The sequence below is a fragment of the Caulobacter sp. RHG1 genome (genome assembly GCF_013181195.1).
In the GTDB taxonomy this organism is placed as follows: Bacteria; Pseudomonadota; Alphaproteobacteria; order Caulobacterales; family Caulobacteraceae; genus Caulobacter.
On sequence record NZ_SMZP01000001.1, the window covers coordinates 176475 to 199721 of the forward strand.

Genomic DNA, 23247 nt, shown 5'->3' on the forward strand with positions numbered 1-23247 from the left:
GAAGAACATGTCCGACCTCAACGCCGCCGCCGAACGCGTCGCCGCCCTGCTGACCGCCCGCGGCGAGACCGTCGCCATCGCCGAGTCCTCGGCCGGCGGCCTGATCTCGGCGGCCTTGCTGGCCGTGCCGGGGGCCTCGAAGTTCTATGTCGGCGGCGCGGTCGTCTATACGGCGCGGGCCCGCCTGACCCTGATCGATATCCCGCAGAAGGCCATGGACGGGCTGCGCTCGGCCAGCGAGCCCTATGCCGTCCTGCTGGCCCGCGTGGCGCGCAAGAACCTGAAGGCGACCTGGGGGCTCTCGGAAACCGGCGCGGCCGGGCCGGACGGCAACCGCTACGGCGACGCCCCCGGCCACTGCTGCATGGCCGCGGTCGGCGAGGAGACCTCCGTCAGCGCCACGCTCGAAACCGGCAGCGCCGAGCGTCCGGCCAACATGCAAGCCTTCGCTGTGGCGGCGCTAGAGCTGTTGGCGCAGACCCTGGAAGCCGAAGCCTAGACCGTTGCGAACAGGGCGTAGGCGAACTCGTCCATCGCCTTCTGGGTGATACCCGTATTGTTCAGCAGCACCACGGTGGTCCGGTCGTCGAAGCGGTGGCCCAGCACCGAGCGATAGCCGGCCGCCCTGCCCGTCTCCCAGGCGAAGACCCGCGGCAGGCCGTCAGCGAACAGGGGCTTCACCCGGCCGCCCAGGGCGTAGTCCTGGTCAGGCCAGCCCACGGTCAGCAGCGCCTTCTTGCGCGTCGGCGGCAGGAACGGGCCGTCGAAGATCGCGTGGGCGGCCTTCAGCAGGTCGCTGGCCGTGCTGGCGTAACCGCCGCTGGCCGCGAAGAATGGGAAACGGTCGTTGGACTGCCGGACCAGCGGCTCCAGCGTCCGGTACGACACCGCCAAGCCCGGCGGATCGACCGGCGTGGTGCGCGAAAGGCCCAGCGGCCCGGTGACCAACTCGGACATCGCCTGGGCGTAGGGCTTGCCGGCCACCGCCTCGATGATGGCGGTGACGATCACCCAGTTGGTCAGGGCGTAGTCGAACTTCGTCCCCGGCTCGAAAGCCAGGTCGCCCGAGCACCACAGCTTCACCGCCTCGCGGGTGGTGAAGGTCTTCTTGAACAGGTCCGGATCGGGATTGGCCTTGGTCCAGGTCGCGAAACCGTTCGGGACGCCGCTGACATTGGTCAGCAGGTGGCGCAGCTTGACCTTGGCGCCGGTGTCCGCACGATAGTCTGGCAACCAGGTCGAGATCGGCGCGTCCAGGTCCAGCTTGCCAGCCTCGACCAGCTTCATCACCGCGGTCGAGGTCAGCCACTTGGAGATCGAGGCGATCACATAGGGCGTGTCCAGCGTCGTCGGCGTCTTGGCCTCGATGTCCTTGAACCCGACGGTCCGCGAATAGATTGGCTTGCCGGCCTTGCCGATCAGCACCACGCCCTGGAAGGCTTGCGTCTTGAGAAAGGCGTCGACGGCCTGGTCGGCCGCGCCGCCCGACAGCACCGTGGCCGAGGCCTTTTCAGCCAAGCCCAGGGCGGCGGCCCCCGCCAGAAATTCGCGCCGTCCGAACATTTAAACGCCCCCTGATTGCAGCGGCGCGACCGTGATGGGGAAAACCTGCCCCTGTCACGTGAAACTCCGGTAAGGTCACATCGCCCCGCAGAGGCAGAACCTTGCGGCAATCAGCGCCTTGACGCTCCAACGCACGCATGCCATCACCCTTTCCACAAGTTTGGAGCAAGACTCGTGCGCAAAACCATGATCGTACTTATGGAGCGGCCGTCCGCGGCGTGACCTCGAAGTCACGACGTAGCTCGGTCGCGCGCGCAAAGGTCCTTCGGGGCCTTTTTTCTTTTCAGCCTTCAGCTTCCCCCCCTTTCCCCACCGGATCACTGCCATGACCGCCCATCAGACCATCGAGAGCAAGGCTCCCGCCCAGACCGCAGATCGCGCCATGACCGGCGCCGAGATCGTGGTTCGCGGCCTCGTGGATCAGGGCGTCGAGGTTCTGTTCGGCTATCCGGGCGGCGCGGTCCTGCCGATCTATGACGCGCTGTTCCACGAGCCGCGCCTGCAGCACATCCTGGTTCGCCACGAACAGGGCGCGACCCATGCCGCCGAGGGCTATGCGCGGTCGTCGGGCAAGCCGGGCGTCGTCCTGGTCACCTCGGGTCCGGGCGCGACCAACGCCATCACCGGCATCATGGACGCCCTGATGGACTCGATCCCGATGGTCGTCATCACCGGCCAGGTCCCGACCCACCTGATCGGCACCGACGCCTTCCAGGAAGCCGACACCGTCGGCATGACCCGCTCGTGCACCAAGCACAACTATCTGGTCAAAGACGTCCGCGACCTGCCGCAGATCATCCACGAGGCCTTCAAGATCGCCACCACCGGCCGTCCGGGCCCGGTGCTGATCGACATCCCCAAGGACGTCCAGTTCGCCAAGGGTGAGTATTTCGGCCCCACCGAAGTCGCCTCCAGCCACGCCTATTCGCCCAAGACCAAGGGCGACGCCAACCGCGTCGCCGAGGCCGTGAAGCTGATCGCCGGCGCGCGCCGTCCGATCTTCTACACCGGCGGCGGCGTCATCAACGCCGGCCCCAAGGCCAGCGAGGCCCTGCGCGAGCTGCAGGCCCTGACCGGCGCGCCGGTGACCTCGACCCTGATGGGCCTGGGCGCCTTCCCGGCGGCCGATCCGGCCTGGCTGGGCATGCTGGGCATGCACGGCACGTTCGAGGCCAACAACGCCATGCACGACTGCGACGTGATGATCTGCGTCGGGGCCCGCTTCGACGACCGCGTCACCGGCCGCCTGGACGCCTTCTCACCGGGCAGCAAGAAGATCCACATCGATATCGACGCCTCGTCGATCAACAAGAACGTCCGCGTCGACCTGCCGATCGTCGGCGACGCCGGTTCGATCCTGGAAGACATGATCGCCGCCTGGAAGGCCGGCGGTCATCAGCCCAACAAGGCCGCCCTGAGCGACTGGTGGAGCCAGATCGACGCCTGGCGCGCTCGCCAGTGCCTGAACTATCGCCGCTCGGAAACGGTGATCAAGCCGCAGTACGCCATCGAGCGCCTGTACGCGCTGACCAAGGATCGCGACAGCTACGTCACGACCGAAGTCGGCCAACACCAGATGTGGGCCGCGCAGTTCTATCGCTTCGAAGAGCCCAACCGCTGGATGACTTCGGGGGGCCTGGGCACCATGGGCTACGGCCTGCCCGCCGCGATCGGCGTGCAGATGGCCCACCCCAAGAGCCTGGTCATCGACATCGCCGGCGAAGCCTCGATCCAGATGTGCATCCAAGAACTGTCGACCGCGATCCAGTTCAACCTGCCGGTCAAGATCTTCATCCTGAACAACGAATGGATGGGCATGGTCCGCCAGTGGCAGCAGCTGCTGCACGGCGAGCGCTACAGCCACTCCTATTCCGACAGCCTGCCCGACTTCGTGAAGCTGGCCGAGGCCTATGGCGCCGTCGGCATCCGCTGCAGCGACCCGGCCGAACTGGACGGCAAGATCCTGGAGATGATCAACAGCGACAAGGTCGTGGTCTTCGACTGCCGCGTCGAGAAGCACGAGAACTGCCTGCCGATGATCCCCTCGGGCAAAGCCCACAACGAGATGATCATGGGCGAGGTCGAGGACATCGGGAATGTGATCGGCGAGGCCGGCGCGGGGTTGGTATGATCGGCCCTGCGTCCTTCGAGGCCCTCCTCACGGAGGGCGCCTCAGGATGAGGTGAGTGGATTGTTTTTCCGCTTTCCTCCCGCACCAACTTCCTCATCCTGAGGCGCCCGCGCAGCGGGCCTCGAAGGACGCAAGGCGGATGCACGATCTCCAAAGCGCGTGGGTCTACATGCTGCGATGCCGGGATGGCTCCTACTACGTCGGCTCTCATCGCGGACCCGATGTAGCGGCCAGGGTGTCGATGCATCAGCAAGGCTTTGGAGGCGAGTACACCTCGGCCCGCCTCCCGGTAGAACTGGTCTGGTGCGAGGCCTTCCAGTTCATCACCGACGCCATCGCCGCGGAACGCCGCATCAAGGGTTGGTCGCGCGCCAAGAAAGAAGCCATGATACGCGGCGAATGGGACAAGCTCCCCGCCTTGTCACGGCGTAGAGCCGGAAAGCCCCTGCTACAAAACGAACCAGAAGTCAGAGCTCAGACATGACCGCTAACGTCCAACCCGCCTCCCTCCTGGCTCCCGCCTCGGCCTACGACCTCAGCCCCAACGAGCAGAGTGAGCAGACGGCGACCTTCGCCCTGCTGGTCGACAATGAGCCCGGCGTTCTGCACCGCGTGGTCGGCCTGTTCGCCGCGCGCGGCTACAACATCGAAAGCCTCACGGTCGCCGAGACCGACCGCAAGGCCCACACCAGCCGCATCACCGTGGTGACCCGCGGCACGCGCCAGGTGCTGGACCAGATCGAGGCCCAGCTGAACAAGGTCGTCAATGTCCGCCGCGTCCACGACGTCACCCGCGATCCCAACGGCGTCGAGCGCGAGCTGGCCCTCGTGAAGGTGCGCGGCTCGGGCGTCGATCGGGTCGAGGCCCTGCGCATCGCCGAGATCTTCCGCGCCAAGCCGGTCGACACCACGCTGGAGAGCTTCGTGTTCGAGATCTCGGGCGCACCGTCCAAGATCGACAAGTTCCTGGACCTGATGCGCCCCCTGGGCCTGGTGGAACTTTCGCGCACCGGCGTCCTTTCCATCGAGCGGGGCGTCGAAGGGATGTAGGCGATGAGCGGCCTGACCGGACTGATCGCGGGGCTGGCCCTCGCCTCCGCCCAGCAGGCCGCGCCCGTTCCCGATCCGATCGCCTGGTGGTCGCCGGAGATTCCCCGGCCGCCAGCCGAGTCCGAGCCGCTCTACAATCGCCGCCTCGGCCGCAACGACCACCCGATCCCGATCGACAATGGCGTCGAGCCCCTGCTCTACCGCCTGTGGGGCCTGCAGCCCTTGCAGAGCCAAGTGCTCAAGCGCGGCGAACTGATCCTGGAAGTCTGGGCCCGGCCCGCGCGCGGCGTGCGCCAGGTCGTGGTCCGCGTCACCCTGCGCCGCGACGGCCGCGCCTTCGTCCAGGCCCGCGCGGGCCTGGGCTGCTGCACGCCCGAGATCGGCCGCCGCGTCGACATCGACGCCGAGCTGGCCGAGGCGCAGATCGCGCCACTGAAAGCCCTGCCCGCCGATCCGGCCTGGAGCCAACCCCGCGCCGTGATCGTCGACTATGGCGGCGGCGCGGTGCCGGCGCTGTGCGTGGACGGCGTCTCGTGGGACGCCACCCTGGTCGTTCCAGGTCAGGCGCGGCATCTGCGCCGCGCCTGCGACGATGCGGAGGTCGGCTCGATCGCCCCCATCCTGTCGGCTGCTCTGGGCGCCGCCGTCGGTCGCGACCCACGTTTCGATGCGGTGCTGCCGCGCGGGGCGGACTTCTCGCGCCAGGCCTCGGCCTACTTTTCGCTGATCGAGGCCGGCGGGCGGCTGCGCGCGGGTGACAGCAACCGCCCCCAGCCCGACATCGTCCCGATCGCGCCGGACGAGGAAGAGGCTACGCCCCCGCCATCTGTTCCGGCTGTTCCCGCAGGCGCGCCACATCCCTGAGCGGCGGAGCGCCGAACAGGCGGGCATATTCGCGGCTGAACTGCGAGGCGCTGTCGTAGCCGACCGAGTGGCCGGCCGTGGCGGCGTCCAGGCGCTGCACCAGGATCAGGCGGCGCGCCTCCTGCAGGCGGATCTGCTTCTGGTACTGTAGCGGCGACAGCGAGGTCACGGCCTTGAAGTGCTGATGAAGGGCCGAAGCGCTCATCCGCGCCTCCTCGGCCACGGCGTCGATGCTGAACGGTTGGTCGAAGTTGCGCTTGATCCAGCCGATGGCGCGATTGACCTGGCGCAGACGGCCGTCGCGGCGGGCGATCTGGGCCAGGCGCGGGCCGTGCTCGCCGGTCAGCAGGCGATAGAGGATCTCCCGCTCGATCAGCGGGGCCAGCATCGGGGCGTCGTCGGGCGTGTCCATCAGACTGACCATCCGGCAGCAGGCGTCGAACAGCGCCGGCGTCATGGCCCCGGCCGACAGGCCGCCGACCAGCGGCGCGGCGGCGTCCAGGCGCGCGGCCAAACCAGCCTCCATGATCATCTCGCTGACCAGGGTCGGGTCCAGGGTGATGCGGAACGACAGGTACGGCGCCTCGGGCGAAGCCTCGATCACCTGGCCGGCCACCGGCACGTCGACCGCGGCCAGGAAGAAGTTGTGGGAGTCGTAGTGATGGACGACGTCACCGACCAGCACCCGCTTGCGGCCCTGGGCGAGCACGCAGAAGGCCGGATCGTGCACAGCGTGCATCGGCTCGGTGGGCTGGTGCACGCGATAGAGGCCCACACGCGGTCCGCAGCAAGTGTCGTGCGGGCCTTCGTCGGGTGTGAATCGTTCAATCAGGGCGGCCAGCGCCTCGCGCGTGCTCATCGGATTTCCTTGTCGGTGCGAAGCTATTTCTAAGCCTTGCACGATCCTCCGTCACCAGACGGCGTTCGGTTGCGGAGGATCGTGCAATCATGTCGGAGCATCGGTCTACCGGCTGGACGCCCCCGCCCTGCATAGTGGCCTCGTTCCGCTTCCCCAGCGGAACCGCCCCCAAAATTCGAGATCATGACGAGACGCGCAGCGGCCGGTCCGACCGACGCCTCCGTCCTGGTCCCCGCCCTGCCTGAACCGGAGGATCGCCCATGTTCATGTCCGCCATTGTTCCCCACATCCCGGTCGCCGGCGTCTGGAGCTCGCCCGACGGGCGCATCAGCCTGGAACTGCGCGCCGACGGTCGCTTCATCGAGACCCACGGCGGCTTCCTCGACGTTTTCACCGGCGTCTATGTGTTGGAGGGAGAAACGCTGAAATTGTTCGAGGACCGCGGCGCGGTGATCAGCGGCACGCTGGTCGACGGTCGCCTCAGCCTGGGGACAGCTTGAGCCCCACCCTTCCATAAGCGATCCGAACCCCCTATATTGGACATGTCCGGTTTCGGCCGGACTATGGGGATAAACGCGCACGTAATAAGCGGACTGGACCCGGGTGCGATTCCCGGCGGCTCCACCAATCTCTCCCAAGTTATCATGGGACTGCATGGGGCCGATCAGCATCGACAGACGTGTAAAGGTGTATGCTTTCTCTCGGCTTGACCCACCGTTTCGGGTCATTTTTCTAAATGCGAACGATAACTTCGCTGAAGAGTTCGCCGTCGCCGCGTAATGCGGTGCAGGTGAATTCGCCTCTTAAGTCCTAGGGGTTCAGATCCCTAGGCGGGGCCCGGAGGGAGCCTGCCAACAGAATCCCTCCACTTTCCACCAGATCACTGTCGCAACATCGTTTGCATCGCGTCGGATTCCGACAACGCCCGCTTTGCGCGAGCCGCCTGACGCGTTAGGTTCGGAGTCTCGTTTCCAGTTCGAAGTATCGACTCCGCGCATGTCCCAGACCCAACCGCCCGAAGACCTCATGCAGTACGAGGCCATGGCCCAGGACGCCCTGCGCGGCGTGGTCAAGGCGGCGTTGAAGAAGGCGGCTGCGCCGGGCGGCCTGCCTGAGCCGCACCACCTGTACATCACCTTCAAGACCAAGGCGCCGGGCGTCTCGGGCCCGCAGGACCTGCTGGGCAAGTACCCTGACGAGATGACGATCGTCCTGCAGCACCAGTACTGGGACCTGACCCCGGGCGACGCCTTCTTCTCGGTGACCTTGAAGTTCGGCGGTCAGCCCAAGCGCCTTCAGGTCCCCTATGCGGCCCTGACCCGCTTCTACGATCCGTCGGTGCAGTTCGCCCTGCAGTTCACCGCCCCCGAGATCATCGAGGACGAGCCCGAGCCGGAAGCCGAACCAGAGGCCGCCCCGCCCACCGGCGACGAAGGCCCCAAGATCGTTTCGCTGGACCAGTTCCGCAAGAAATGACCGACATCGCCTCGGACGCTCCGCAGACCCTGACGGACGAGGCGATCCTCGAGCGCTTCCGCGCATCCAAGAACCAGCCGACCGGATCCCAGACCCTGGGCTTCGAGCTGCTGGCCGTGCGTCAGGCCGACCGTGAGGTCGAGGTGGGCTTCACGGCGCGCGCCGACCTGCTGTGCAACCCCATGGGCCAGGTCCAGGGCGGCTATGTCTGCGCCATGCTGGACGAGGCCATGTCGGTGGCCGGCATGATCTCCTCCGGCATGACCCACGTGGTCCCGACCCTGGAGATGAAAACCAGCTTCCTGCGTCCGGCCATGCCGGGCAGCCTGCGGGGCGTTGGTCGCGTCGTGAAATGGGGCCGCACGGTCTGCTTCACCGAGGGCGAGCTGTACGACGCCGAGGGACGCCTGCTGGCCAAGGCCAGCGGCACGGCGATCCCTACGCCTTTCGCCAGCTTCAAGAAGAAATAGAGGCGTCATGCGAACTGCGGCGGCGATCATCGGGCTTCTGGTCCTGCTGTTCTCGCCGCCCGCGACCGCCCGCACCGGCCCCTTCGCCGGCTGGACCGCGCTCGTTGTCGCGGGCGACTACCAGGCCCACGAAGGCGGCGACACCGAAGCCTTCGACAACGCCCGTCGTGACGTCGCCAGGACCCTGGTCGACCTGGGCTTCGACAAGAGCGCCATCCGCCAGTTCTCGGTGCGTCCGCAGCGCTATCCGATCGAGACGCCCGGCCGCGCCGACGCCAAGACCTTGCGCGAGGCCATGCTCGCCGGCGCTCAGGCCGCCAAAGCCGGCTGCCTGTTCTACATCAGCACCCATGGCAGCCCCGAGGGAGTGATTCTCGGCAAGGCGATGCTGCGCCCTCACCGCCTGGCCGCGATGCTGGACGAGGCCTGCCCGAACCGTCCCAGCGTCGTGGTGATCTCCGCCTGCTTTTCCGGCGTCTTCATCGCGCCCTTGCAGAAGAACAACCGGCTGATCCTGACCGCCGCGCGCCCCGACCGCGCCTCGTTCGGCTGCGGCGAGAGCGACAAGTATCCCTATTTCGACGACTGCTTCCTGTCGTCCGCGCCTCAGGCCAAGGACTTTGCGGCCCTCGGCGCGGGCGTCCAGGCCTGTGTGGCGCGCAAGGAAAAGGAGACCGGCGCCGAACCCGCCTCCGAGCCCCAGGTCTGGGTGGGAGCGGCCTTGCGGCCGATGCTGCCGCTCTACGCCTTCCCTCGGAACAAGACACAGGCCCCTTAGCGGCCGATCGGGTTTGACCCTGGCGTCAACCACGTTACACCAGGGTTGGAAGTTTCCGCTTCTGATCTAGGGGACATCGTTGACGTCGCGCGTTTCGCCTGCAGCCGCCTTCGCGGCGGCCTTCCTCGCCCTATGGTCCATCACGGGCGCCGAAGCGCGCGCCCAAGACGCCGCGCCGCCCGCCAGTGATCCGGTGCTGAACGCCGGTCCTCGCCCCTATAACAGCCTGCGCCCTCGCCGCGTGCGCCCTGCTCCGCGCCCGGCCGCCGCGACGCCGCCTCAAGCGGCCGCCGCTGCGCCTGCTGCGGCGCCTGCCGCTGTGGCCCCGCCGCCCGCGCCCGTCGCCGGCGTCACGCCCCTGGCCGGTCCGCAACTGGAAGCCTTCGTCGACGGCGTCGTGCGCCGGTCGATGAGCCGCGACCACATCGCTGGCGTCACCGTCTCGGTCGTCCAGAACGGCCAGGTCGTGCTGAAGAAGGGCTACGGCTTCGCCAATCTGGGCCAGCACAAGGCCGTCGATCCGGACAAGACCCTGTTCCGCGTCGCCTCGATCTCCAAGACGTTCACCTGGATCGCCCTGATGAACGAGATCGAGGCCGGCCGCATGCGCCTGGACGGTCCGGTCAACCTGTACCTGCCCGAGCCGCTGCAGATCAAAGACCAGGGCAAGAAGACCCAGGTCCGCCTGCGCGACCTGATGACCCACACCGGCGGGTTCGAGGACCGCGCCCTGGGCCAGCTGTTCGAGCGCGATCCCAACCGCGTGCGGAACCTGGCCGACTATCTGCGCCAGGAACGTCCGCGTCGGGTGCGCGAGCCGGGCTTGCTGCCCAGCTATTCCAACTACGGCGCCGCCCTGGCCGGCGCGGCCGTGTCCAACGTCGTCGGCAAGCCGTACGAGCAGCTGGTCAGCGAGGCGATCATCCTGCCCACGGGCATGACCCGCACGACCTTCCGCGAAGCTCGCCCATGGCGAGACGGCCTGCCCGCGCCCATGAACGAGACCTTGGCCGCCGACCTGTCGGACGGCTACTCGTGGACCTCGGCCGGCTGGCGCGTCCAGCCCCGCGAGTTCATGGGCCAGGTGGCGCCCGCCGCTTCCGCCTCGACCACGGCCGCCGACATGGCGCGCTACATGATGCTGCTGCTGAACGGCGGCACGCTGGACGGCAAGACCGTATTCTCGCCCAAGACCGCCCAGGCCTTCCGCACCTCGATGTACCGCCCCGCGCCGGAAGCGGCCGGCTGGAACGCCGGCTTCCAGGAGATCGCTCTGCCCGGCGCGCGCCGCGGCTTCGGCCACGGCGGCGACACCCTCTACTTCCATTCGAACATGGTCCTGGCGCCGGAGCTGGGCCTGGGGATCTTCGTCTCGGTCAACACCGAGAGCGGCGCCAACCTGCCCGCCACCCTGCCTGCGACGATCGTCGAGCACTTCTACGCCCAGGCCCCGGCCGTGCCCGCCGACAGCGCCATCACCTACGACCAGGCCCGCGCCTATGAGGGCGAGTACCTGACCACCCGCCGCGCCTATGGCGGCCTGGAAGGCTTCACCAACCGCATCACCCGCCGCGCCATCGTCCGCGCGACGCCGGACGGCCGCCTGTCGGTCACCGACAGCGGGATCAGCACCCTGTTCAACGGTACGGACCGCCCCGGTGTGTTCCGCGCCGTGGACGGCGCCCAGACCCTGGTCTTCGATCCCAATGGCGACCGTCCTTCGCGCTTCTACGCCACTCGCGGCTTCGCCACCTACGAGCGGATCGGCTTCTTCCGTTCAGCAGGCCTCTTGGCCTGGGCGGCGGTACTGACCGGCCTGGCCAGCCTGGCCACCATCCTGGGCGTCTTTGTCCGCAACCGCCGCGAGGCGCGCCAGACCCCGGTCCAGGCTCGCGCCAGCCAGATGCAGATCATGCAGTCGGTTCTGTGGCTGGTTTCGGCCGGCTGCGCCGGGATCTTCGCCCTGCGGGCCTCGGACGAGACCGCAGTGTTCTTCGGCTGGCCCAGCGGCTGGCTGCTGACCGGCTCGGCCTGCGCCCTGGTGGCGTCGGTGCTGGCCATCCTGACCGTGGGCGCCCTGCCGATGGTCTGGCGCGGCGGTCGCCGGGTCGACAGCTGGAGCGGCCTGCGCAAGGTGGGCTTCACCTACACCGCCCTGCTGTTCGTCCTGCTCAGCGTGCTGCTGGGCGCCTGGGGCTACCTGCTGCCCTGGAGCTGATCTCGTCTCTTTCCTGCTCTCCCTGAACGGCGCCTGGCTTGCAGATCGTCGTTCGGGGAAGCGAGCGAGGGAGACGCATCGTGTCAAAACTGGACGGTCTGGCGTTTGGGGGAACGGGACTGGCGGCCTGGTCGGCAGCCACTCTGTTCTACGCCGCATTCGGCGGAGGGCTGCTGGAGAGCGCCTTCTGGTTCTATGCGATCAATGCGTTCGCCACGGCCGCGGTCGTGACCTTCGCCTTCCAGGCGGTGGCGAAGCTGACGCACACGCCGCGCCGGCGGCGACTGTTTCCGATGCTGCTGTTCTCGACCCCGGGCCTGGTGGCCGGCGCCCTGGTGGTCGCCCGCTATGCCGAGGTCATGCCCGGCAGCCCGGACCCGGTCAGCATCGGCCGCTACGGCGCCTATCTGATGGTGGCCTATGTCGCCGTGGCGGCCTCAATCTTCGAGCGTGCGCCGCATAAGGCTTGAGTTGAGCTTGCGCACCTGGATGACGATCCGCTCGCGCTCGCCCGGTCGGCGTTCGACCAGCAGTCGGGCGACCTGGGCGTCGTCGTGGAAGGCGTAGCCCTTGATCGAGTCCAGCAGCGCCTTGGCCAGGTTGTCCAGATCCATCCACGGCGGCTCGCCGATATACTCCATGCCGATCTCGACGCTGAACTCGCCCCAGGCCGGGCGCGAGCCGCGCCACGACTTGCGGAAGAACTCGTAGATCAGCGGCTTGTAGTATTTGCCCTGGGTGGTCAGGCCGTCGACGATGAGGGTCAGTTCGCCCCCGGCCTCGCGGGCGCGGACCTTGCCATGGTGAGTCCAGTCGTCGTCGAGCAAGTCTTCAGAGCCTCAGGTGGATCCCACGGCGGTGCAGCGGGATCAGGATCGCGGTGATCAAGGCAAGAACCAGAACCGCGCAGGCAAGGGAAGCCAGATAAGGATCGGCGATGGCCTTGAGGACCTGAGCATAGATGAAGCCCTGCGGCGTCGGCTGGGCGCCGGGCAGGATCGGCAGGCCGCCGAACACGCCCAGCAGCTGCGACAGGATGAAGGCCAGGATGGCGTTGCCGCCCAGGACGATCAGCAGCCAGCCGCCGCGCCTGGACTTCGAAACCATCTCCAGCCCGACGAAGACCACGGTCGCTATCCCGCTGCTCAGCAAGGCGAAGCTGGGCGTCCAGAGCCGCTTGTTGATCGGCATGACCGGATCCAGCGCCAGACCGGCGACGATCAGCACGACGCCGAGGGCCAGGACCCATCCCTTGCGCCCCTGCGCCGCCAGCCGCGCGGCGACAGTGCCCAGCAGCACGTTGACGGTCGCCGGCAAGGTCGAGAGCAGCCCCTCGGGGTCGTAGGTGACACCTTGGTTCCACAGGTGCGGGACCGTGAGAACCACACGGTCGACATAGGCCGGCAGAGAGCCCTCGGCGTCGAGGCGGCCCACACCGAACCCTGGAACCGGCACGAAGGCGATAAGCGCCCAGTAGATCGCCAAGAGCGCCGTCGTTGCGATCGCCGCGGCTGGCAGGTTGAAGGCCAGGCGACCGCCCTCCCCGCGTCCGGCTGTCAGCACACAGATCGCCGTGGCCAGGGCGTAGCACAGAGCGATGCGCTGCAGGATGCCCGGAATCCGCAAGGTCGCCAGATCCAGAGCCGGTAAGGCGTTCAGCGCCAACCCCAGCAAGATCAGCAACGCCGTGCGACGGGCCACCTTCAGCCACAGCGCCGGGCGCGCCCGGTCCGCTGGCGTCAGGCGCGGGACCATCAGGCCGATGGCCATGCCGACACAGGTCAGGAAGGTCGGGAACACCAGGTCGCCTGGCGTCCAGCCGTGCCAGTCGGCATGCTTCAGCGGCGCATAGACCATCGACCACGAGCCCGGACTGACCACCAGGATCATGCCGGCCACGGCCAGCCCGCGCAGCAGGTCCAGCGCCACCAGGCGTTGGCTTCCAGACATCGCTCCTCCCCCGAAGCTTCTTCAGGCGCCGATCATCTCCGCCAACTTCAGCACCGTATTCCAGTTTCGCCCGGTGCCCAGGGGCGTGCGCTTGGTCTTCTTCCATTCGCGGTCGAGGATCGAGTCGGCCATGCTGATCGGAAAGTCGGTGTAGATTTCGCGCCCCAGGGCTGCGAACCGCTCGGGTCCGCTGATCGCTGCGCGCAGGATCTCTTCGTCATCCGCCGGCAGCGGCGTTTTCATGAAGGTGACGATCAGGTGGCTGGGATGGTCGGCGGCCTCGGCCGGGAAAGGATTGGCGTCGATGATCGCCCGCAGGTCGGCCGGGTCACGCACCATGAACTCCGCGCGCAGGCCCATCCGCGCCTCCAGGGCGTCCTCCAGCCGAGCCTCCAGCGCTGTCCCGCCTGGCTGGTCGCCCCAAAGCACCAGATTGCCGCTGGCCAGATAGGTCTTGGCCTCCCGAAAGCCCAGGTCCTGGGCGACGCCCAGCAGATCCTCCTTCAACACCTTGCGCTTGCCGGTGTTGATGGCGCGCGGCAGGGCGACATAAGCGTTCATTGGACGGCTCCTTGAGGCCCGCGAACATTGCCCTGCCGCCGCTCAAGGTCTAGACCGCGCTCGACCGTTTTTCCGGAGATCGCCTGCATGACCGCCACGCGCACCGAGACCGACACCTTCGGCCCCATCGACGTCGCCGCCGACCGCTACTGGGGCGCGCAAGCCCAGCGCAGCCTGGGGAACTTCAAGATCGGCTGGGAGAAGCAGCCCCTGCCGGTCGTCCGGGCCCTGGGCATCGTCAAGCGCGCCGCCGCCGAGACCAACTTCAAGCTGGGCAAGCTGGACGCGGGCCTGAAGGACGCCATCGTCCAGGCCGCCAATGAAGTGATCGAAGGCAAGCTCAACGACCACTTCCCGCTGGTCGTCTGGCAGACCGGCTCGGGCACCCAGTCGAACATGAACGCCAACGAGGTGATCTCGAACCGCGCGATCGAGATCCTGGGCGGCGAGATGGGCACGAAGAAGCCCGTCCACCCCAACGACCACGTCAATATGAGCCAGTCGTCGAACGACACCTATCCGACGGCCATGCACGTGGCCTGCGCGGAACAGATCGTCCACGACCTGCTGCCGGCCCTCAAGCACCTGCACGCCGCCCTGGAAGCCAAGACCAAGGCCTGGGCCGACATCATCAAGATCGGCCGGACCCACACCCAGGACGCCACGCCCCTGACCTTGGGCCAGGAGTTCGGCGGCTATACGCAACAGGTCGCCAACGGCATCGAGCGCATCGAGAGCACCCTGCCCAAGCTGATGCAGCTGGCCCAAGGCGGCACCGCCGTCGGCACCGGCCTGAACGCCCCGATCGGCTTCGCCGAAGGCGTGGCCGAGGCCATCGCCGCGATCACCGGCCTTGAGTTCACCACCGCCCCCAACAAGTTCGAGGCCCTGGCCGCCCACGACGCCATGGTCTTCAGCCACGGCGCCATCAACACGGTCGCCGCCAGCCTGTTCAAGATCGCCAACGACATCCGTTTCCTGGGCTCGGGCCCGCGCGCGGGCCTGGGCGAACTGTCGCTGCCGGAAAACGAGCCCGGCTCGTCGATCATGCCGGGCAAGGTCAACCCGACCCAATGTGAAGCCCTGACCCAGGTCTGCGTGCAGGTGTTCGGCAACCACGCCGCCGTGACCTTCGCCGGCAGCCAGGGCCACTTCGAGCTGAACGTGTTCAACCCGGTGATGGCCTACAACTTCCTGCAGTCGGTCCGCCTGCTGGCCGATGCGGCCATCAGCTTCACCGACAACTGCGTGGTCGGCATCGAGCCGCGCCTGGAGAACATCCAGAAGGGCGTCGAGAACAGCCTGATGCTGGTGACGGCCCTGAACGGCCGCCTGGGCTACGACGCCTGCGCCAAGATCGCCAAGACGGCCCACAAGAATGGCACCACGCTGCGCGAGGAAACCGTCGGCGGCGGCTATCTGACCAACGAAGAGTTCGACCAGTACGTCCGTCCGGAAAAGATGGTCTCGCCGGGCTGATGCTCCAACTGGTTCGTCTGTTCGACGAACTGCCGGACGGCTTCGACGACCTGGTCGCCGAGGCCTCCGGCGAAGGCGTGGCGCTGCCGACCGACAGCGCGCGCTTTCAGGACGACGGCGAGGCCCTCCTCGTCGCCTTCCTGGCCGGATCGCTGGCGGGCGTCGGCGGCATGACCGTCGAACCCGCCGCGTCCGAGCCGGCCCGCCGCCTGGGTCCGCTTTACGTCCGCCCCACGATGCGCCGTAGAGGCGTGGCGACCGCCCTGGCCTCGGCCCTCATCCATGAGGGCTTCGACAGCGTCGGCCTGCTGACGGTCGAGGCCGCCGTCGCCGCACCGTTCTGGCAGGTGCAAGGCTTCATCTCAGACACCAGCGGCCCGTGGACGCACGTGATGCGAAGGGGCTGACCATGCGCGATACGCTGAGCCGCGACGGCGCCGTCCTGGCGCCTGCCCTGCTTTCCGGTTCCGAGATCGAAACCCTGCGCGCCCTGGCCGATGAGGTCGTTGGCGGCCGTCCCGGCGCCCGCCTGCGCGGCCATCCGGCTCTGGCGCGCGTGCTGTCTCTCGAAGGTCCCGTAGGCGCGCTGGCCGCCCGCCACACCTCTGACAAGGCCCGCCCCGTTCGCGCGGTGATGTTCGACAAGACGCCTGACGCCAACTGGATCGTCGCCTGGCACCAGGATCGCGTGATCCCGGTCCGCGAACGCCGCGAGGTCGAAGGCTTCGGCCCCTGGTCGACCAAGGACGGCGTCCTGCACGTCGCGCCGCCTTTCGACGTCTTGGCCCGCATGCTCACCGTCCGCGTCCACCTCGACCCGGTCGACGCCAGCAATGCGCCTCTAAGGGTGGCGCTGGGGTCCCACCGGCTGGGTCGCGTTGCAGCCGAGACGGCGGCGCGAGAGGCCGAGGCCTTGCCCCAGCAGATTTGCCTGGCCCAGGTCGGTGACGTCTGGGTCTATTCGACACCGATCCTGCACGCTTCCGATCGCGCCGACCCGCCGCGACAGCGCAGGGTGCTGCAGGCAGACTATGCCGACTTCGACCTGCCGGGTGGGCTGGAATGGCTAGGCATCGGCTGACGTGGTAGCGTCCTGGCATGGACGCGCCCGAGTTCGCCATCGACATCGACCCGGAACTTCTGGCCCAGGCCGAGCGGCTGGGAATTTCGGTCGTCGGCATGAGCGAGACCCAACTGCGCCTGCACCTCCAGAAGGTCGATCCGGCCGGCGCCGAGGACCGCGCGCGCCGGTGGGCCGAAGAGAACGCCGAGGCGATCGCCGAGCACAATCGCTTCGTCGAGGAGCACGGCCCCTTCGGCGCGGAATGGCGAACCTGGTGATCCGTCAGTCGCACCGCTGATGCGTATCGGGACGCCGTCCAGCGAGAGCAAGGTGCTGCTTGAAGTCGAATTCGGCGGCGAGACGCTGGTCGTGAACATGGCGCTCCTGGCCAATATCGAGCATCGCATGCTTGGCCGCTCGCGCGGCTCGCTCGCCTACCACGAGGACGCCATCCGTCGCGCCCTCGACCGGCTGTTCACCGGCTTCTAGCGGACCCGCACCACGTCCCGGCCGATCGGGGCCAGGGCGATCTGGGCCAGTTGCAGGTCCTTGATGGCGAACGGGATGCCGATGATCGAGATCGCCTCGGTCACGGCCACCAGCAGGTGACCCAGGGCCAGCCACCAGCCGGCCAGGATGAACCAGATCACGTTCAGCACCACGCCCAGCGGACCGGTCGCCAAGCCGGCCTCCCGACGCACGATTTCCTTGCCGAACGGCCAGAACGAGAAGCCGGCGATCCGGAACGCCGCGCCGGCATAGGGCAGGCCCACCACGGTGATGGCCAAAATCACGCCGGCCAGCAGCCAGCCCAGCCCCAGGAAGAAGCCGCCCCAGATGAACCACAGCACGTTCAGGACGAAGCGGATCATGGCTTTCAGCCTTCCTACTTGATCAGTTGCCAGCGACGGGCCCAGCGGGCCTTAACGACCGGATTCAGAGCCAGCAGATAGATCCCGGCATAGAGCACCGTGCCCACGCCGATCAGCGCCCAGGACCAGGGGCCGGGCATGTGCAACGTCGGAGCCGTGGTGATCCAGTCGTGGCCTTCGGAGGTAAACTCCAGCCACAGGCCGCCGACCCAGGCCAGGGCGAACAGGGTCACGATCGGATAGCGCAGGATCGGGCTGCGCTGGACCAGCAGCACCATCTGGACGAAGGCGGCCGCCAAGCCGGCTGCGAGGCCCGCCAGCCAGGGCCACCAGGGACCGGGAACAAAGCGTGCGGCGCGCAAGGCCGCCCACAGCGGCGCCCACAGGACGGGGCCCAGCATCAGGATCACCAGCACAGCGCCGAGCAGCACGCCTAGCCCGCCTCCGATCACCTTGCCGGCGGCTTCGCCCGCTTCATGGGGGCGGATGTTGGGGTCGCCGGCGGGGTTTTCCGGCGAGGTGGCGATGACGGTCTTCAGGCGCGGCAGAGGCTCGCCAGCCCGGGCGTTGGGAAGACCGCCGTAGGGAGCCTTCCGCTTGCCCATCAGGCCCTGCGGCTGACCGCGAAGTCGGCCAGGCTTTCCAGCGCCTCGCGCCAGTCGTTGGCCGGAAACACCGCCAGCGCCGCCTTGGCCTTGTCGGCATAGTCGGCGGCCAGGTCCAGGGTGGCGTCCAGGGCGCCCGAACCAACGATCAGTTCACGCGCGCGGCGGAAGTCGGCATCGGTCTGATCACGGCGGCCGATGGCCCGCTCCCAGAACTCGGCCTCGCGCGGGCCCGAGCGCGAAATGGCCAGCAGTAGCGGCAGGGTCGCCTTGCCTTCGCGGAAGTCGTCGCCGGCGTTCTTGCCCAGGGCCTCGGTCGTGCCGCCGTAGTCGAGCGCGTCGTCGACCAGCTGGAAGGCCAGGCCGAGATTCAGGCCGTAGGCCTTGAGCGCGTCGGCCTTGGCGGGCTCGACGCCGGCCGAGACCGCGCCGGCCTCCGACGCCGCGGCGAACAGCTCGGCGGTCTTGGCCTGGATAATCTCCAGATAGACGGCCTGAGACAGGTTCAGGTCATGGCTGCGCATCAGCTGCAGCACTTCGCCCTCGGCGATGACGCGGCTGGCGCGGGCCAGGATCTCCAGCGCCTTCATCGAGTCGGTCTCGACCATCAGCTCGAAGGCGCGCGCGAACAGGAAGTCGCCCACGAGCACGCTTTGCGCCGCGCCCCAGATCAAGTGCGCAGCGACCTTGCCGCGACGCAGTTGGCTGCCGTCGACCACGTCGTCGTGCAGCAGGGTGGCGGTGTGGATGAACTCGACGGCGGCCGCCAGCTTCAGACAGTTGTCGTTATCCGAGCCAGCCAGGCGCGCAGCGGCCACGGTCAGCAGCGGACGAAGGCGCTTGCCGCCGGCGGCGATCAGGTGCTCGGCCAGCGCCGGGATGATCGGCACGTCGCTCTGCATACGGTCGGTGATCAGGCGGTTGACCCCCGCCATGTCGGCCTCGGCCAGACTCACGAGGCGATCCACCGAACCCGGCTTACGGGCGAGGGTCGCTGCGGCTGCGTCCAAAACCATGGTCTCCTTCCGGCGTCCCTCAGGAAGAACCGTTGCGAGGGACAATGGTGGCGGGATAGGTCACGGTCAAGGCGAGCACAAGGCCTAGAAAGCATTGAACGATCGGCAGATGACCGAGGATCGGGTTCTGGGGGGCCGCGTAACGCTGCGCCAGCAGGCTGACGGCTACAGGGCCGGGATGGACGCTGCGCTTCTGGCGGCAGCTTGCGACGCCCTGCCCGCCCAGCGAGTGCTGGAGCCCGGCTGCGGCGTGGGCGGGGCGTTGCTGGCGGCGGCGATTCGGCGACCGGGCGCGATCTTCCAGGGAATCGAACGCGATTCCGCCGCAGCGGCCCTGGCTTGCGAGAACGCGACGCTGAATGGCCTGGCCGAGCGGGTGTCGGTGCGTGAGGGCGACGTCGAGGCCGGCTTCCGGGCGCTGGACCTTCCCGCCTTCGACGCAGTGATGACCAACCCGCCATTCTTCGACGACCCTGGAGCGCTGCGAGCCCCCGCCCCGGCCAAGAGCGGCGCCTGGATGGCCGACGGCGGCCTGGCCGCCTGGACCGGCTTCTGCCTGAAGGCCGTGCGCGAGGGCGGCACGATCACCATGATCCATCGCGCCGACCGCCTGGCCGACATTCTGGGCCAACTGGCCCCCAAGGCCGGATCATTCCGCATACGGCCAATCGCGCCGTTCGCCGACGCCCCTGCCAAGCGCGTGATCGTGCGGGCGGTCAAGACCGGCAAGGCGCCGTTGGCGTTGCTGCCGCCCCTGGTGTTGCACGACCGCGAGGGCGGCAAGCACAGCCCCGAGGCCGAGGCCATTCTGCGAGGGGAAGCGGCGCTGGGGTGGTGAGGCCTTTCCCTTACGGGAAGAACAGGCTTGGCAACGGCCTGGGTTTCGTTCCAGATAGCCGCCTGGACGCGCTCAGCGACCAATCGTCTCCCCTCGCCCCATCTTTGGATATGATTAACCGTGAAGCTTCGCGGTTAATTAGGGGCCGCGTGAGAAAACTCCGTCATCAGATTGGTTCGCCAACACAAGGGATGGGCGGGTAAATGAAATTCTCGATCGCGATCGCCGCGGGTATCGCCGGCAGCTTCTTCGTCGCTCAAGCCGCTTCGGCTGCTGGTGGTTTCGAAGACCAGATGGGCCGTTGCCTGCAGCAGTTCGCCAACACCCGCGACGCCGCTCAAGTGATGCTCGAGTGCAACGCCGACGCCGGCAAGCTGTCGGGCTGCAAGGTCGTCGACAACAGCGCCGCTGGTAAGGGCTTCGACAAGGCGGCCATGTGCATCGCCGAAAAGCTGCCCATGGGCGCCAAGACCGGTTCGGTGAAGGTTCCCTTCCGCTTCCCGGGCGGCGCGTAAGTCTCGCACTTACCCCGAAACAAAAAGCCCCCGTCGGTTCGCCGGCGGGGGTTTTTCGCATTTGGGGCTCTCCTCCTCCGCCCAAAAGAAAAGGCGCCGAACCCGAAGGTCCGGCGCCGAGGCGTCACGGGGAGGAAAGTCGCGACGATCTAGAAGGTGTAGCGCAGACCCACCACGAACTGCCGGCCCGTGTGGGTGTAGGCGTTCAGGCGGTTATCGGTGTCGACATAGAGGTCGTTGTATTCGTCGGTCAGGTTCAGACCTTCGATGCTGAACCGGATCTTGTCGGTGATGTTGTAGGCGATCTGGGCGTCGATATTGGTCGTGGCGTTGGTGCCCTGGACGTTGTTGAAGTCCGCGCCTGGCACGGCCGTCAGGTACTTGTCGCGATAGGCGGCCGAGACGCGGGCCGAGAACTTGTCGTTCTCGTAGTACAGCGTGGCGTTCCAGGCGTTCTTCGACAGGCCCGTCAGGGTGGCGTTCATCAGCGGGGCGTTGGCCGCGGACGACGTCACGTAGTCGATGTTGGAGTCGACATAGGTGTAGTTGGCCAGGAAGCCGAACTGCGACCAGAAGCCTGGCAGGAAGGTGAACGGCTGCTGCAGGTTCAACTCGATGCCCTTCAGCTTGCCGCCGGGCGAGTTGATCGGCTGGGTGACGTTGAACACCATGTCGGGCGTGGCCACCGTGCCGTCCAGCAGCGAGTTGGGCAGGCCCAGGGTGTTGTAGGGCGCCTGCCGCGGCAGCGTCTGAACGAAGGTGTCGATGTCCTTGTAGAAGGCGCCGAACGACAGGATCGCCCCGCTCTGCGGATACCATTCCAGGGAGAAGTCCAGGTTCTTGGAGCGGATCGGCTCCAGGAAGGGGTTGCCCGAAGAATAGTTGCGGTTGGCGCCCTGGACGGTCACCGAGCCGCCCGGCGACAGGCTGCCGATGCCCGGACGGGCGATGGTCTCGGCACTGCTGACGCGGGCGATCAGCTTGGGCGTCAGCTCGACCGACAGGTTCGCAGCCGGCAGCCACATGTCGTACTTGTTCTTGACCGTGACGTAGTTGACCCCCGAACCGACGATCGCATAGCCGCTCGAGTTCAGCTCGGTCTGGAAGTAGCGATAGCCCACGTCACCGCGCCACGGCAGGCCGAAGACGTCGAAGTTGAAGTCCAGCTGCGCGTAGGCGCCCTTGGTTTCTTCGCGGATCTCGGCCCGCGAGCCGGTGTTCTCGCGCAGCGCCCAGATGCCGGTGTTGCTGTAGATGTTGTACTGGGCGATGTACTTATCGAGGTCAGGCGCCAGCCAGGTGGTCAGCGAAGTGCTGGGCAGGCCCAGGCCCTCGTCGAACTTGAACACCTTTGAGAGCGCCGCAATGCCCGCGCCGCCAGCCACGGCCGGCACGTCGGCGGTGTTGGTGCGCTGCCAGGCGGACGACTCATAGTCGAAGCGCTTGTAGTCGCCGCCGACCTTCAGGGTCAGGTTGTCGTTGATGATATAGTCAGCCGACAGCTTGTAGGTCGTGAAGGCGTTGTCGACCCGCTCGGGCGTCAGGCGCGTCTCCGATTGGCCGGGCACGATGGCCCAGGCGTTGGGATCGGTGGCGTCGAAGCCCAGGCTCATCGCCATCATCCGCGGACGGAAGTCGTAGGAGAAGTTGTTGGAGTCGATGCGCTCGAAGGTGACGGTGGTCGCCACCGGGTCGCTGTAGGCCGACTCCGACCGGCCGGCGACGGCCTTGACCTTCAGCTTGTCGCTGAACTCGTGCTCGACCGTACCGGTGAACTGTTTGAACTTGGTGTTCAGCTCGTTGTAGCTGGACTGGGTGCGCAGATCGACGCGATCGATATTGGCCTGGACGAGGTTGTTGCCCTCGACGACGCCCGACCGAATGATCGACTGCGGCTTGCCCACGCCCGGACGGCTCAGGCCCAGGGCCTGCAGCTGGGCTTCCTTGCGGACGCCCTTGAAGTTCGAATAGAGGCCTTCCAGCGTGACCAGCGTGGCGTCGGTCGGGCGGTACTGCACCGCGCCGGCCAGGCCAAGACGCTTGGACGAGGTGTCATAGCTGGCATAGGCCGGGATACGCGGGTGATAGAGGGCCGCCTCGGCGCCTTCGTAGCTGGTGACGTTCTGGTTGATCTGGGCGATCGTCTTGCCGGCCACCGTCGAGGCCGCGTTCCAGCCGCCGTTGGCGCCGCCGAAGATCCAGCGCGTGATGTTGGCGCCTTCCTCGATCAGGTGGCGCTTGTCGAACGAGGCCGAGACCAGCACGCCCAGCTTGTTGTCGAAGAAGCGGTCCGAAGCCAGGAACGACACGCCCGGCTGCACGTCCTTGGCCAGGTCGTTGTAGCTGCCCTGGGCCGAGATCACGAGGCGACGACCCGACACGTCGAACGGCTTGGAGGCGTTCAGGTCGACCGTCGCGCCCAGCGAGCCTTCGTCGACCGAGGCCGAGGCCGTCTTGCGCACGATCAGGTTCGAGAACAGGTCCGACGAGAAGATGTTGAAGTCGAAGCCGCGACCGCGGTTGGTGCCGCCCGAGTTGGACGTGCCCGACGAGGTGGCGATGGCCTCCATGCCGTTGACGCGAACGCGGGTGTAGTCCGAGCCCAGGCCGCGAACCGAGATCTGACGGCCCTCGCCCGAACGGCGGGTGATGGCCACGCCGGGGATGCGCTGCAGCGACTCCGCCAGGTTCAGGTCGGGGAAGTCGGCGATGTCCTCGGCCGAGATGGCGTCGACCACGCCGTTTTCGCGGCGCTTGATGTTCAGGGCGCTCTGCAGCGAGGCGCGGAAGCCGGTGACGACCACTTCCTCGACCTCGGCGCTCTCGGGCGCCGGTGCGGGGGTCTGCTGGGCATGGGCGGCGCTCGTCATCGTCGCCACGGCGACTGCGAGAGCCGAAGCGCCATAGAAGACGCGCGAACGGGACTTGATTGACTGCAT

General features: G+C 67.5%; 28 protein-coding genes and 1 other RNA gene. 20 read left to right on the plus strand and 9 right to left on the minus strand.

All coding sequences use genetic code 11. From position 1 onward, the window contains the following. Positions 1-7: 7 nt before the first annotated feature. Entirely contained in the window at positions 8-499 is a 492-nt protein-coding gene (locus E1H18_RS00890) for a CinA family protein (RefSeq protein ID WP_172262795.1), read from the plus strand. On the opposite strand, the gene E1H18_RS00895 is transcribed toward E1H18_RS00890, so the two are convergent. After that, positions 496-1563, minus strand: coding sequence for a serine hydrolase (locus E1H18_RS00895; protein WP_172262797.1), 1068 nt, complete (start codon positions 1561-1563; stop codon positions 496-498). The two genes, E1H18_RS00890 and E1H18_RS00895, sit on opposite strands and share 4 nt — an antisense overlap. Positions 1564-1737: 174 nt before the next feature. Between E1H18_RS00895 and E1H18_RS26570 the strand changes: the two genes are divergently transcribed. The 5 genes from E1H18_RS26570 to E1H18_RS00915 all read left to right on the plus strand — a co-directional run bounded on the left by E1H18_RS26570 (position 1738) and on the right by E1H18_RS00915 (position 5608). Further along, positions 1738-1785, plus strand: coding sequence for a hypothetical protein (locus E1H18_RS26570; RefSeq protein WP_223395793.1), 48 nt, complete (start codon positions 1738-1740; stop codon positions 1783-1785). 103 nt (positions 1786-1888) lie between these two features. Next, positions 1889-3694: an acetolactate synthase 3 large subunit gene (locus tag E1H18_RS00900; RefSeq protein WP_172262799.1), complete on the plus strand. Its 1806-nt coding sequence runs from the start codon at positions 1889-1891 to the stop codon at positions 3692-3694. Between the two features lie 139 nt (positions 3695-3833). Continuing rightward, complete coding sequence (locus E1H18_RS00905) at positions 3834-4178, plus strand: GIY-YIG nuclease family protein (protein WP_172262801.1); 345 nt, start codon at positions 3834-3836, stop codon at positions 4176-4178. Then, the gene (gene ilvN, locus E1H18_RS00910; RefSeq protein ID WP_172262805.1) at positions 4175-4744 is read left to right on the plus strand and encodes an acetolactate synthase small subunit; all 570 of its coding nucleotides are present in this window, start codon (positions 4175-4177) and stop codon (positions 4742-4744) included. Before E1H18_RS00905 ends, ilvN begins: the two co-directional genes overlap by 4 nt. A 3-nt stretch (positions 4745-4747) precedes the next feature. Continuing rightward, a complete protein-coding gene (locus E1H18_RS00915) occupies positions 4748-5608 on the plus strand; it encodes a hypothetical protein (protein ID WP_172262806.1) in 861 nt (286 codons plus the stop codon). Here E1H18_RS00915 and E1H18_RS00920 read toward each other — a convergent pair. After that, a complete protein-coding gene (locus tag E1H18_RS00920; RefSeq protein ID WP_172262807.1) occupies positions 5556-6467 on the minus strand; it encodes an AraC family transcriptional regulator in 912 nt (303 codons plus the stop codon). The two genes, E1H18_RS00915 and E1H18_RS00920, sit on opposite strands and share 53 nt — an antisense overlap. A 266-nt stretch (positions 6468-6733) precedes the next feature. On the opposite strand from E1H18_RS00920, the gene E1H18_RS00925 reads away from it, so the two are divergent. The 7 genes from E1H18_RS00925 (at position 6734) to E1H18_RS00955 (ending at position 11879) form a co-directional block, all read left to right on the plus strand. Further along, a complete protein-coding gene (locus E1H18_RS00925) occupies positions 6734-6967 on the plus strand; it encodes an Atu4866 domain-containing protein (protein ID WP_172262808.1) in 234 nt (77 codons plus the stop codon). A 5-nt stretch (positions 6968-6972) separates the two neighbouring features. After that, positions 6973-7337, plus strand: a transfer-messenger RNA (tmRNA) gene (gene ssrA / locus E1H18_RS00930). Between the two features lie 126 nt (positions 7338-7463). Beyond that, positions 7464-7943 (plus strand): SspB family protein, encoded by a 480-nt coding sequence (locus tag E1H18_RS00935; RefSeq protein WP_172262809.1) that lies wholly within the window; start codon positions 7464-7466, stop codon positions 7941-7943. Then, positions 7940-8413 (plus strand): PaaI family thioesterase, encoded by a 474-nt coding sequence (locus tag E1H18_RS00940; protein WP_172262810.1) that lies wholly within the window; start codon positions 7940-7942, stop codon positions 8411-8413. The genes E1H18_RS00935 and E1H18_RS00940 overlap by 4 nt, the downstream gene beginning before the upstream one ends. A 7-nt stretch (positions 8414-8420) precedes the next feature. Continuing rightward, positions 8421-9191, plus strand: coding sequence for a C13 family peptidase (locus E1H18_RS00945; protein ID WP_172262811.1), 771 nt, complete (start codon positions 8421-8423; stop codon positions 9189-9191). A gap of 79 nt (positions 9192-9270) precedes the next feature. After that, positions 9271-11409: a serine hydrolase gene (locus tag E1H18_RS00950; protein WP_172262812.1), complete on the plus strand. Its 2139-nt coding sequence runs from the start codon at positions 9271-9273 to the stop codon at positions 11407-11409. Positions 11410-11489: 80 nt separating this feature from the next. Then, complete coding sequence (locus E1H18_RS00955; protein WP_172262813.1) at positions 11490-11879, plus strand: hypothetical protein; 390 nt, start codon at positions 11490-11492, stop codon at positions 11877-11879. Here the strand turns inward: E1H18_RS00955 and E1H18_RS00960 are convergent. The 3 genes from E1H18_RS00960 to E1H18_RS00970 are packed head-to-tail and all read right to left on the minus strand — an operon-like array spanning position 11847 to position 13920. Next, the gene (locus tag E1H18_RS00960) at positions 11847-12236 is read right to left on the minus strand and encodes a RusA family crossover junction endodeoxyribonuclease (RefSeq protein ID WP_172262815.1); all 390 of its coding nucleotides are present in this window, start codon (positions 12234-12236) and stop codon (positions 11847-11849) included. The two genes, E1H18_RS00955 and E1H18_RS00960, sit on opposite strands and share 33 nt — an antisense overlap. 4 nt (positions 12237-12240) lie before the next feature. Beyond that, positions 12241-13359: an acyltransferase family protein gene (locus tag E1H18_RS00965; RefSeq protein ID WP_172262817.1), complete on the minus strand. Its 1119-nt coding sequence runs from the start codon at positions 13357-13359 to the stop codon at positions 12241-12243. Positions 13360-13380: 21 nt separating this feature from the next. Continuing rightward, entirely contained in the window at positions 13381-13920 is a 540-nt protein-coding gene (locus E1H18_RS00970; protein WP_172262819.1) for a DUF1697 domain-containing protein, read from the minus strand. Positions 13921-14007: 87 nt separating this feature from the next. Between E1H18_RS00970 and fumC the strand changes: the two genes are divergently transcribed. Genes fumC through E1H18_RS00995 form a run of 5 tightly spaced genes read left to right on the plus strand, consistent with a single transcriptional unit; the run spans position 14008 to position 16951 of the window. After that, complete coding sequence (fumC, locus tag E1H18_RS00975; RefSeq protein ID WP_172262821.1) at positions 14008-15399, plus strand: class II fumarate hydratase; 1392 nt, start codon at positions 14008-14010, stop codon at positions 15397-15399. Then, the gene (locus E1H18_RS00980; protein WP_172262823.1) at positions 15399-15806 is read left to right on the plus strand and encodes a GNAT family N-acetyltransferase; all 408 of its coding nucleotides are present in this window, start codon (positions 15399-15401) and stop codon (positions 15804-15806) included. Before fumC ends, E1H18_RS00980 begins: the two co-directional genes overlap by 1 nt. A 2-nt stretch (positions 15807-15808) precedes the next feature. After that, positions 15809-16480 carry a phytanoyl-CoA dioxygenase family protein gene (locus E1H18_RS00985; protein ID WP_172262825.1) on the plus strand — a complete coding sequence of 224 codons (672 nt, stop codon included), beginning with the start codon at positions 15809-15811 and terminating at the stop codon, positions 16478-16480. A gap of 17 nt (positions 16481-16497) precedes the next feature. Further along, positions 16498-16740 (plus strand): type II toxin-antitoxin system CcdA family antitoxin, encoded by a 243-nt coding sequence (locus tag E1H18_RS00990; RefSeq protein ID WP_172262827.1) that lies wholly within the window; start codon positions 16498-16500, stop codon positions 16738-16740. A 19-nt stretch (positions 16741-16759) separates the two neighbouring features. Next, the gene (locus E1H18_RS00995; protein WP_172262829.1) at positions 16760-16951 is read left to right on the plus strand and encodes a CcdB family protein; all 192 of its coding nucleotides are present in this window, start codon (positions 16760-16762) and stop codon (positions 16949-16951) included. On the opposite strand, the gene E1H18_RS01000 is transcribed toward E1H18_RS00995, so the two are convergent. The 3 genes from E1H18_RS01000 to E1H18_RS01010 are packed head-to-tail and all read right to left on the minus strand — an operon-like array spanning position 16948 to position 18949. Beyond that, positions 16948-17334, minus strand: coding sequence for a YccF domain-containing protein (locus tag E1H18_RS01000; protein WP_172262831.1), 387 nt, complete (start codon positions 17332-17334; stop codon positions 16948-16950). The genes E1H18_RS00995 and E1H18_RS01000 overlap by 4 nt on opposite strands. A 14-nt stretch (positions 17335-17348) precedes the next feature. Next, entirely contained in the window at positions 17349-17939 is a 591-nt protein-coding gene (locus E1H18_RS01005) for a hypothetical protein (RefSeq protein ID WP_172262833.1), read from the minus strand. Further along, positions 17939-18949 (minus strand): polyprenyl synthetase family protein, encoded by a 1011-nt coding sequence (locus E1H18_RS01010; protein WP_172263848.1) that lies wholly within the window; start codon positions 18947-18949, stop codon positions 17939-17941. Before E1H18_RS01010 ends, E1H18_RS01005 begins: the two co-directional genes overlap by 1 nt. A gap of 100 nt (positions 18950-19049) precedes the next feature. Here E1H18_RS01010 and E1H18_RS01015 point away from each other — a divergent pair, with 100 nt between their 5' ends. Next, on the plus strand, positions 19050-19793 hold the full coding sequence (locus E1H18_RS01015) for a tRNA1(Val) (adenine(37)-N6)-methyltransferase (RefSeq protein ID WP_172262835.1): 744 nt from the start codon (positions 19050-19052) through the stop codon (positions 19791-19793). A gap of 203 nt (positions 19794-19996) precedes the next feature. Next, positions 19997-20308 carry a hypothetical protein gene (locus E1H18_RS01020; RefSeq protein WP_172262837.1) on the plus strand — a complete coding sequence of 104 codons (312 nt, stop codon included), beginning with the start codon at positions 19997-19999 and terminating at the stop codon, positions 20306-20308. Between the two features lie 149 nt (positions 20309-20457). Here E1H18_RS01020 and E1H18_RS01025 read toward each other — a convergent pair whose 3' ends face one another. Further along, complete coding sequence (locus E1H18_RS01025; protein ID WP_172262839.1) at positions 20458-23247, minus strand: TonB-dependent receptor; 2790 nt, start codon at positions 23245-23247, stop codon at positions 20458-20460.

What these genes read in the sequence shown, in the direction of transcription:
- E1H18_RS00945 (WP_172262811.1), top strand. Translation starts at nt 8,421, where the DNA reads ATGCGAACTGCGGCGGCGATCATCGGGCTTCTGGTCCTGCTGTTCTCG.
- E1H18_RS00990 (WP_172262827.1), top strand. Translation starts at nt 16,498, where the DNA reads ATGGACGCGCCCGAGTTCGCCATCGACATCGACCCGGAACTTCTGGCC.
- E1H18_RS00935 (WP_172262809.1), top strand. Translation starts at nt 7,464, where the DNA reads ATGTCCCAGACCCAACCGCCCGAAGACCTCATGCAGTACGAGGCCATG.
- E1H18_RS00920 (WP_172262807.1), bottom strand. Translation starts at nt 6,467, where the DNA reads ATGAGCACGCGCGAGGCGCTGGCCGCCCTGATTGAACGATTCACACCC.
- E1H18_RS00890 (WP_172262795.1), top strand. Translation starts at nt 8, where the DNA reads ATGTCCGACCTCAACGCCGCCGCCGAACGCGTCGCCGCCCTGCTGACC.
- E1H18_RS01000 (WP_172262831.1), bottom strand. Translation starts at nt 17,334, where the DNA reads ATGATCCGCTTCGTCCTGAACGTGCTGTGGTTCATCTGGGGCGGCTTC.
- E1H18_RS00925 (WP_172262808.1), top strand. Translation starts at nt 6,734, where the DNA reads ATGTCCGCCATTGTTCCCCACATCCCGGTCGCCGGCGTCTGGAGCTCG.
- E1H18_RS01020 (WP_172262837.1), top strand. Translation starts at nt 19,997, where the DNA reads ATGAAATTCTCGATCGCGATCGCCGCGGGTATCGCCGGCAGCTTCTTC.
- E1H18_RS00915 (WP_172262806.1), top strand. Translation starts at nt 4,748, where the DNA reads ATGAGCGGCCTGACCGGACTGATCGCGGGGCTGGCCCTCGCCTCCGCC.
- E1H18_RS00895 (WP_172262797.1), bottom strand. Translation starts at nt 1,563, where the DNA reads ATGTTCGGACGGCGCGAATTTCTGGCGGGGGCCGCCGCCCTGGGCTTG.
- fumC (WP_172262821.1), top strand. Translation starts at nt 14,008, where the DNA reads ATGACCGCCACGCGCACCGAGACCGACACCTTCGGCCCCATCGACGTC.
- ilvN (WP_172262805.1), top strand. Translation starts at nt 4,175, where the DNA reads ATGACCGCTAACGTCCAACCCGCCTCCCTCCTGGCTCCCGCCTCGGCC.
- E1H18_RS01005 (WP_172262833.1), bottom strand. Translation starts at nt 17,939, where the DNA reads ATGGGCAAGCGGAAGGCTCCCTACGGCGGTCTTCCCAACGCCCGGGCT.
- E1H18_RS01025 (WP_172262839.1), bottom strand. Translation starts at nt 23,247, where the DNA reads ATGCAGTCAATCAAGTCCCGTTCGCGCGTCTTCTATGGCGCTTCGGCT.
- E1H18_RS00985 (WP_172262825.1), top strand. Translation starts at nt 15,809, where the DNA reads ATGCGCGATACGCTGAGCCGCGACGGCGCCGTCCTGGCGCCTGCCCTG.
- E1H18_RS00900 (WP_172262799.1), top strand. Translation starts at nt 1,889, where the DNA reads ATGACCGCCCATCAGACCATCGAGAGCAAGGCTCCCGCCCAGACCGCA.
- E1H18_RS00940 (WP_172262810.1), top strand. Translation starts at nt 7,940, where the DNA reads ATGACCGACATCGCCTCGGACGCTCCGCAGACCCTGACGGACGAGGCG.
- E1H18_RS00970 (WP_172262819.1), bottom strand. Translation starts at nt 13,920, where the DNA reads ATGAACGCTTATGTCGCCCTGCCGCGCGCCATCAACACCGGCAAGCGC.
- E1H18_RS00995 (WP_172262829.1), top strand. Translation starts at nt 16,760, where the DNA reads ATGCGTATCGGGACGCCGTCCAGCGAGAGCAAGGTGCTGCTTGAAGTC.
- E1H18_RS00905 (WP_172262801.1), top strand. Translation starts at nt 3,834, where the DNA reads ATGCACGATCTCCAAAGCGCGTGGGTCTACATGCTGCGATGCCGGGAT.
- E1H18_RS00980 (WP_172262823.1), top strand. Translation starts at nt 15,399, where the DNA reads ATGCTCCAACTGGTTCGTCTGTTCGACGAACTGCCGGACGGCTTCGAC.
- E1H18_RS00965 (WP_172262817.1), bottom strand. Translation starts at nt 13,359, where the DNA reads ATGTCTGGAAGCCAACGCCTGGTGGCGCTGGACCTGCTGCGCGGGCTG.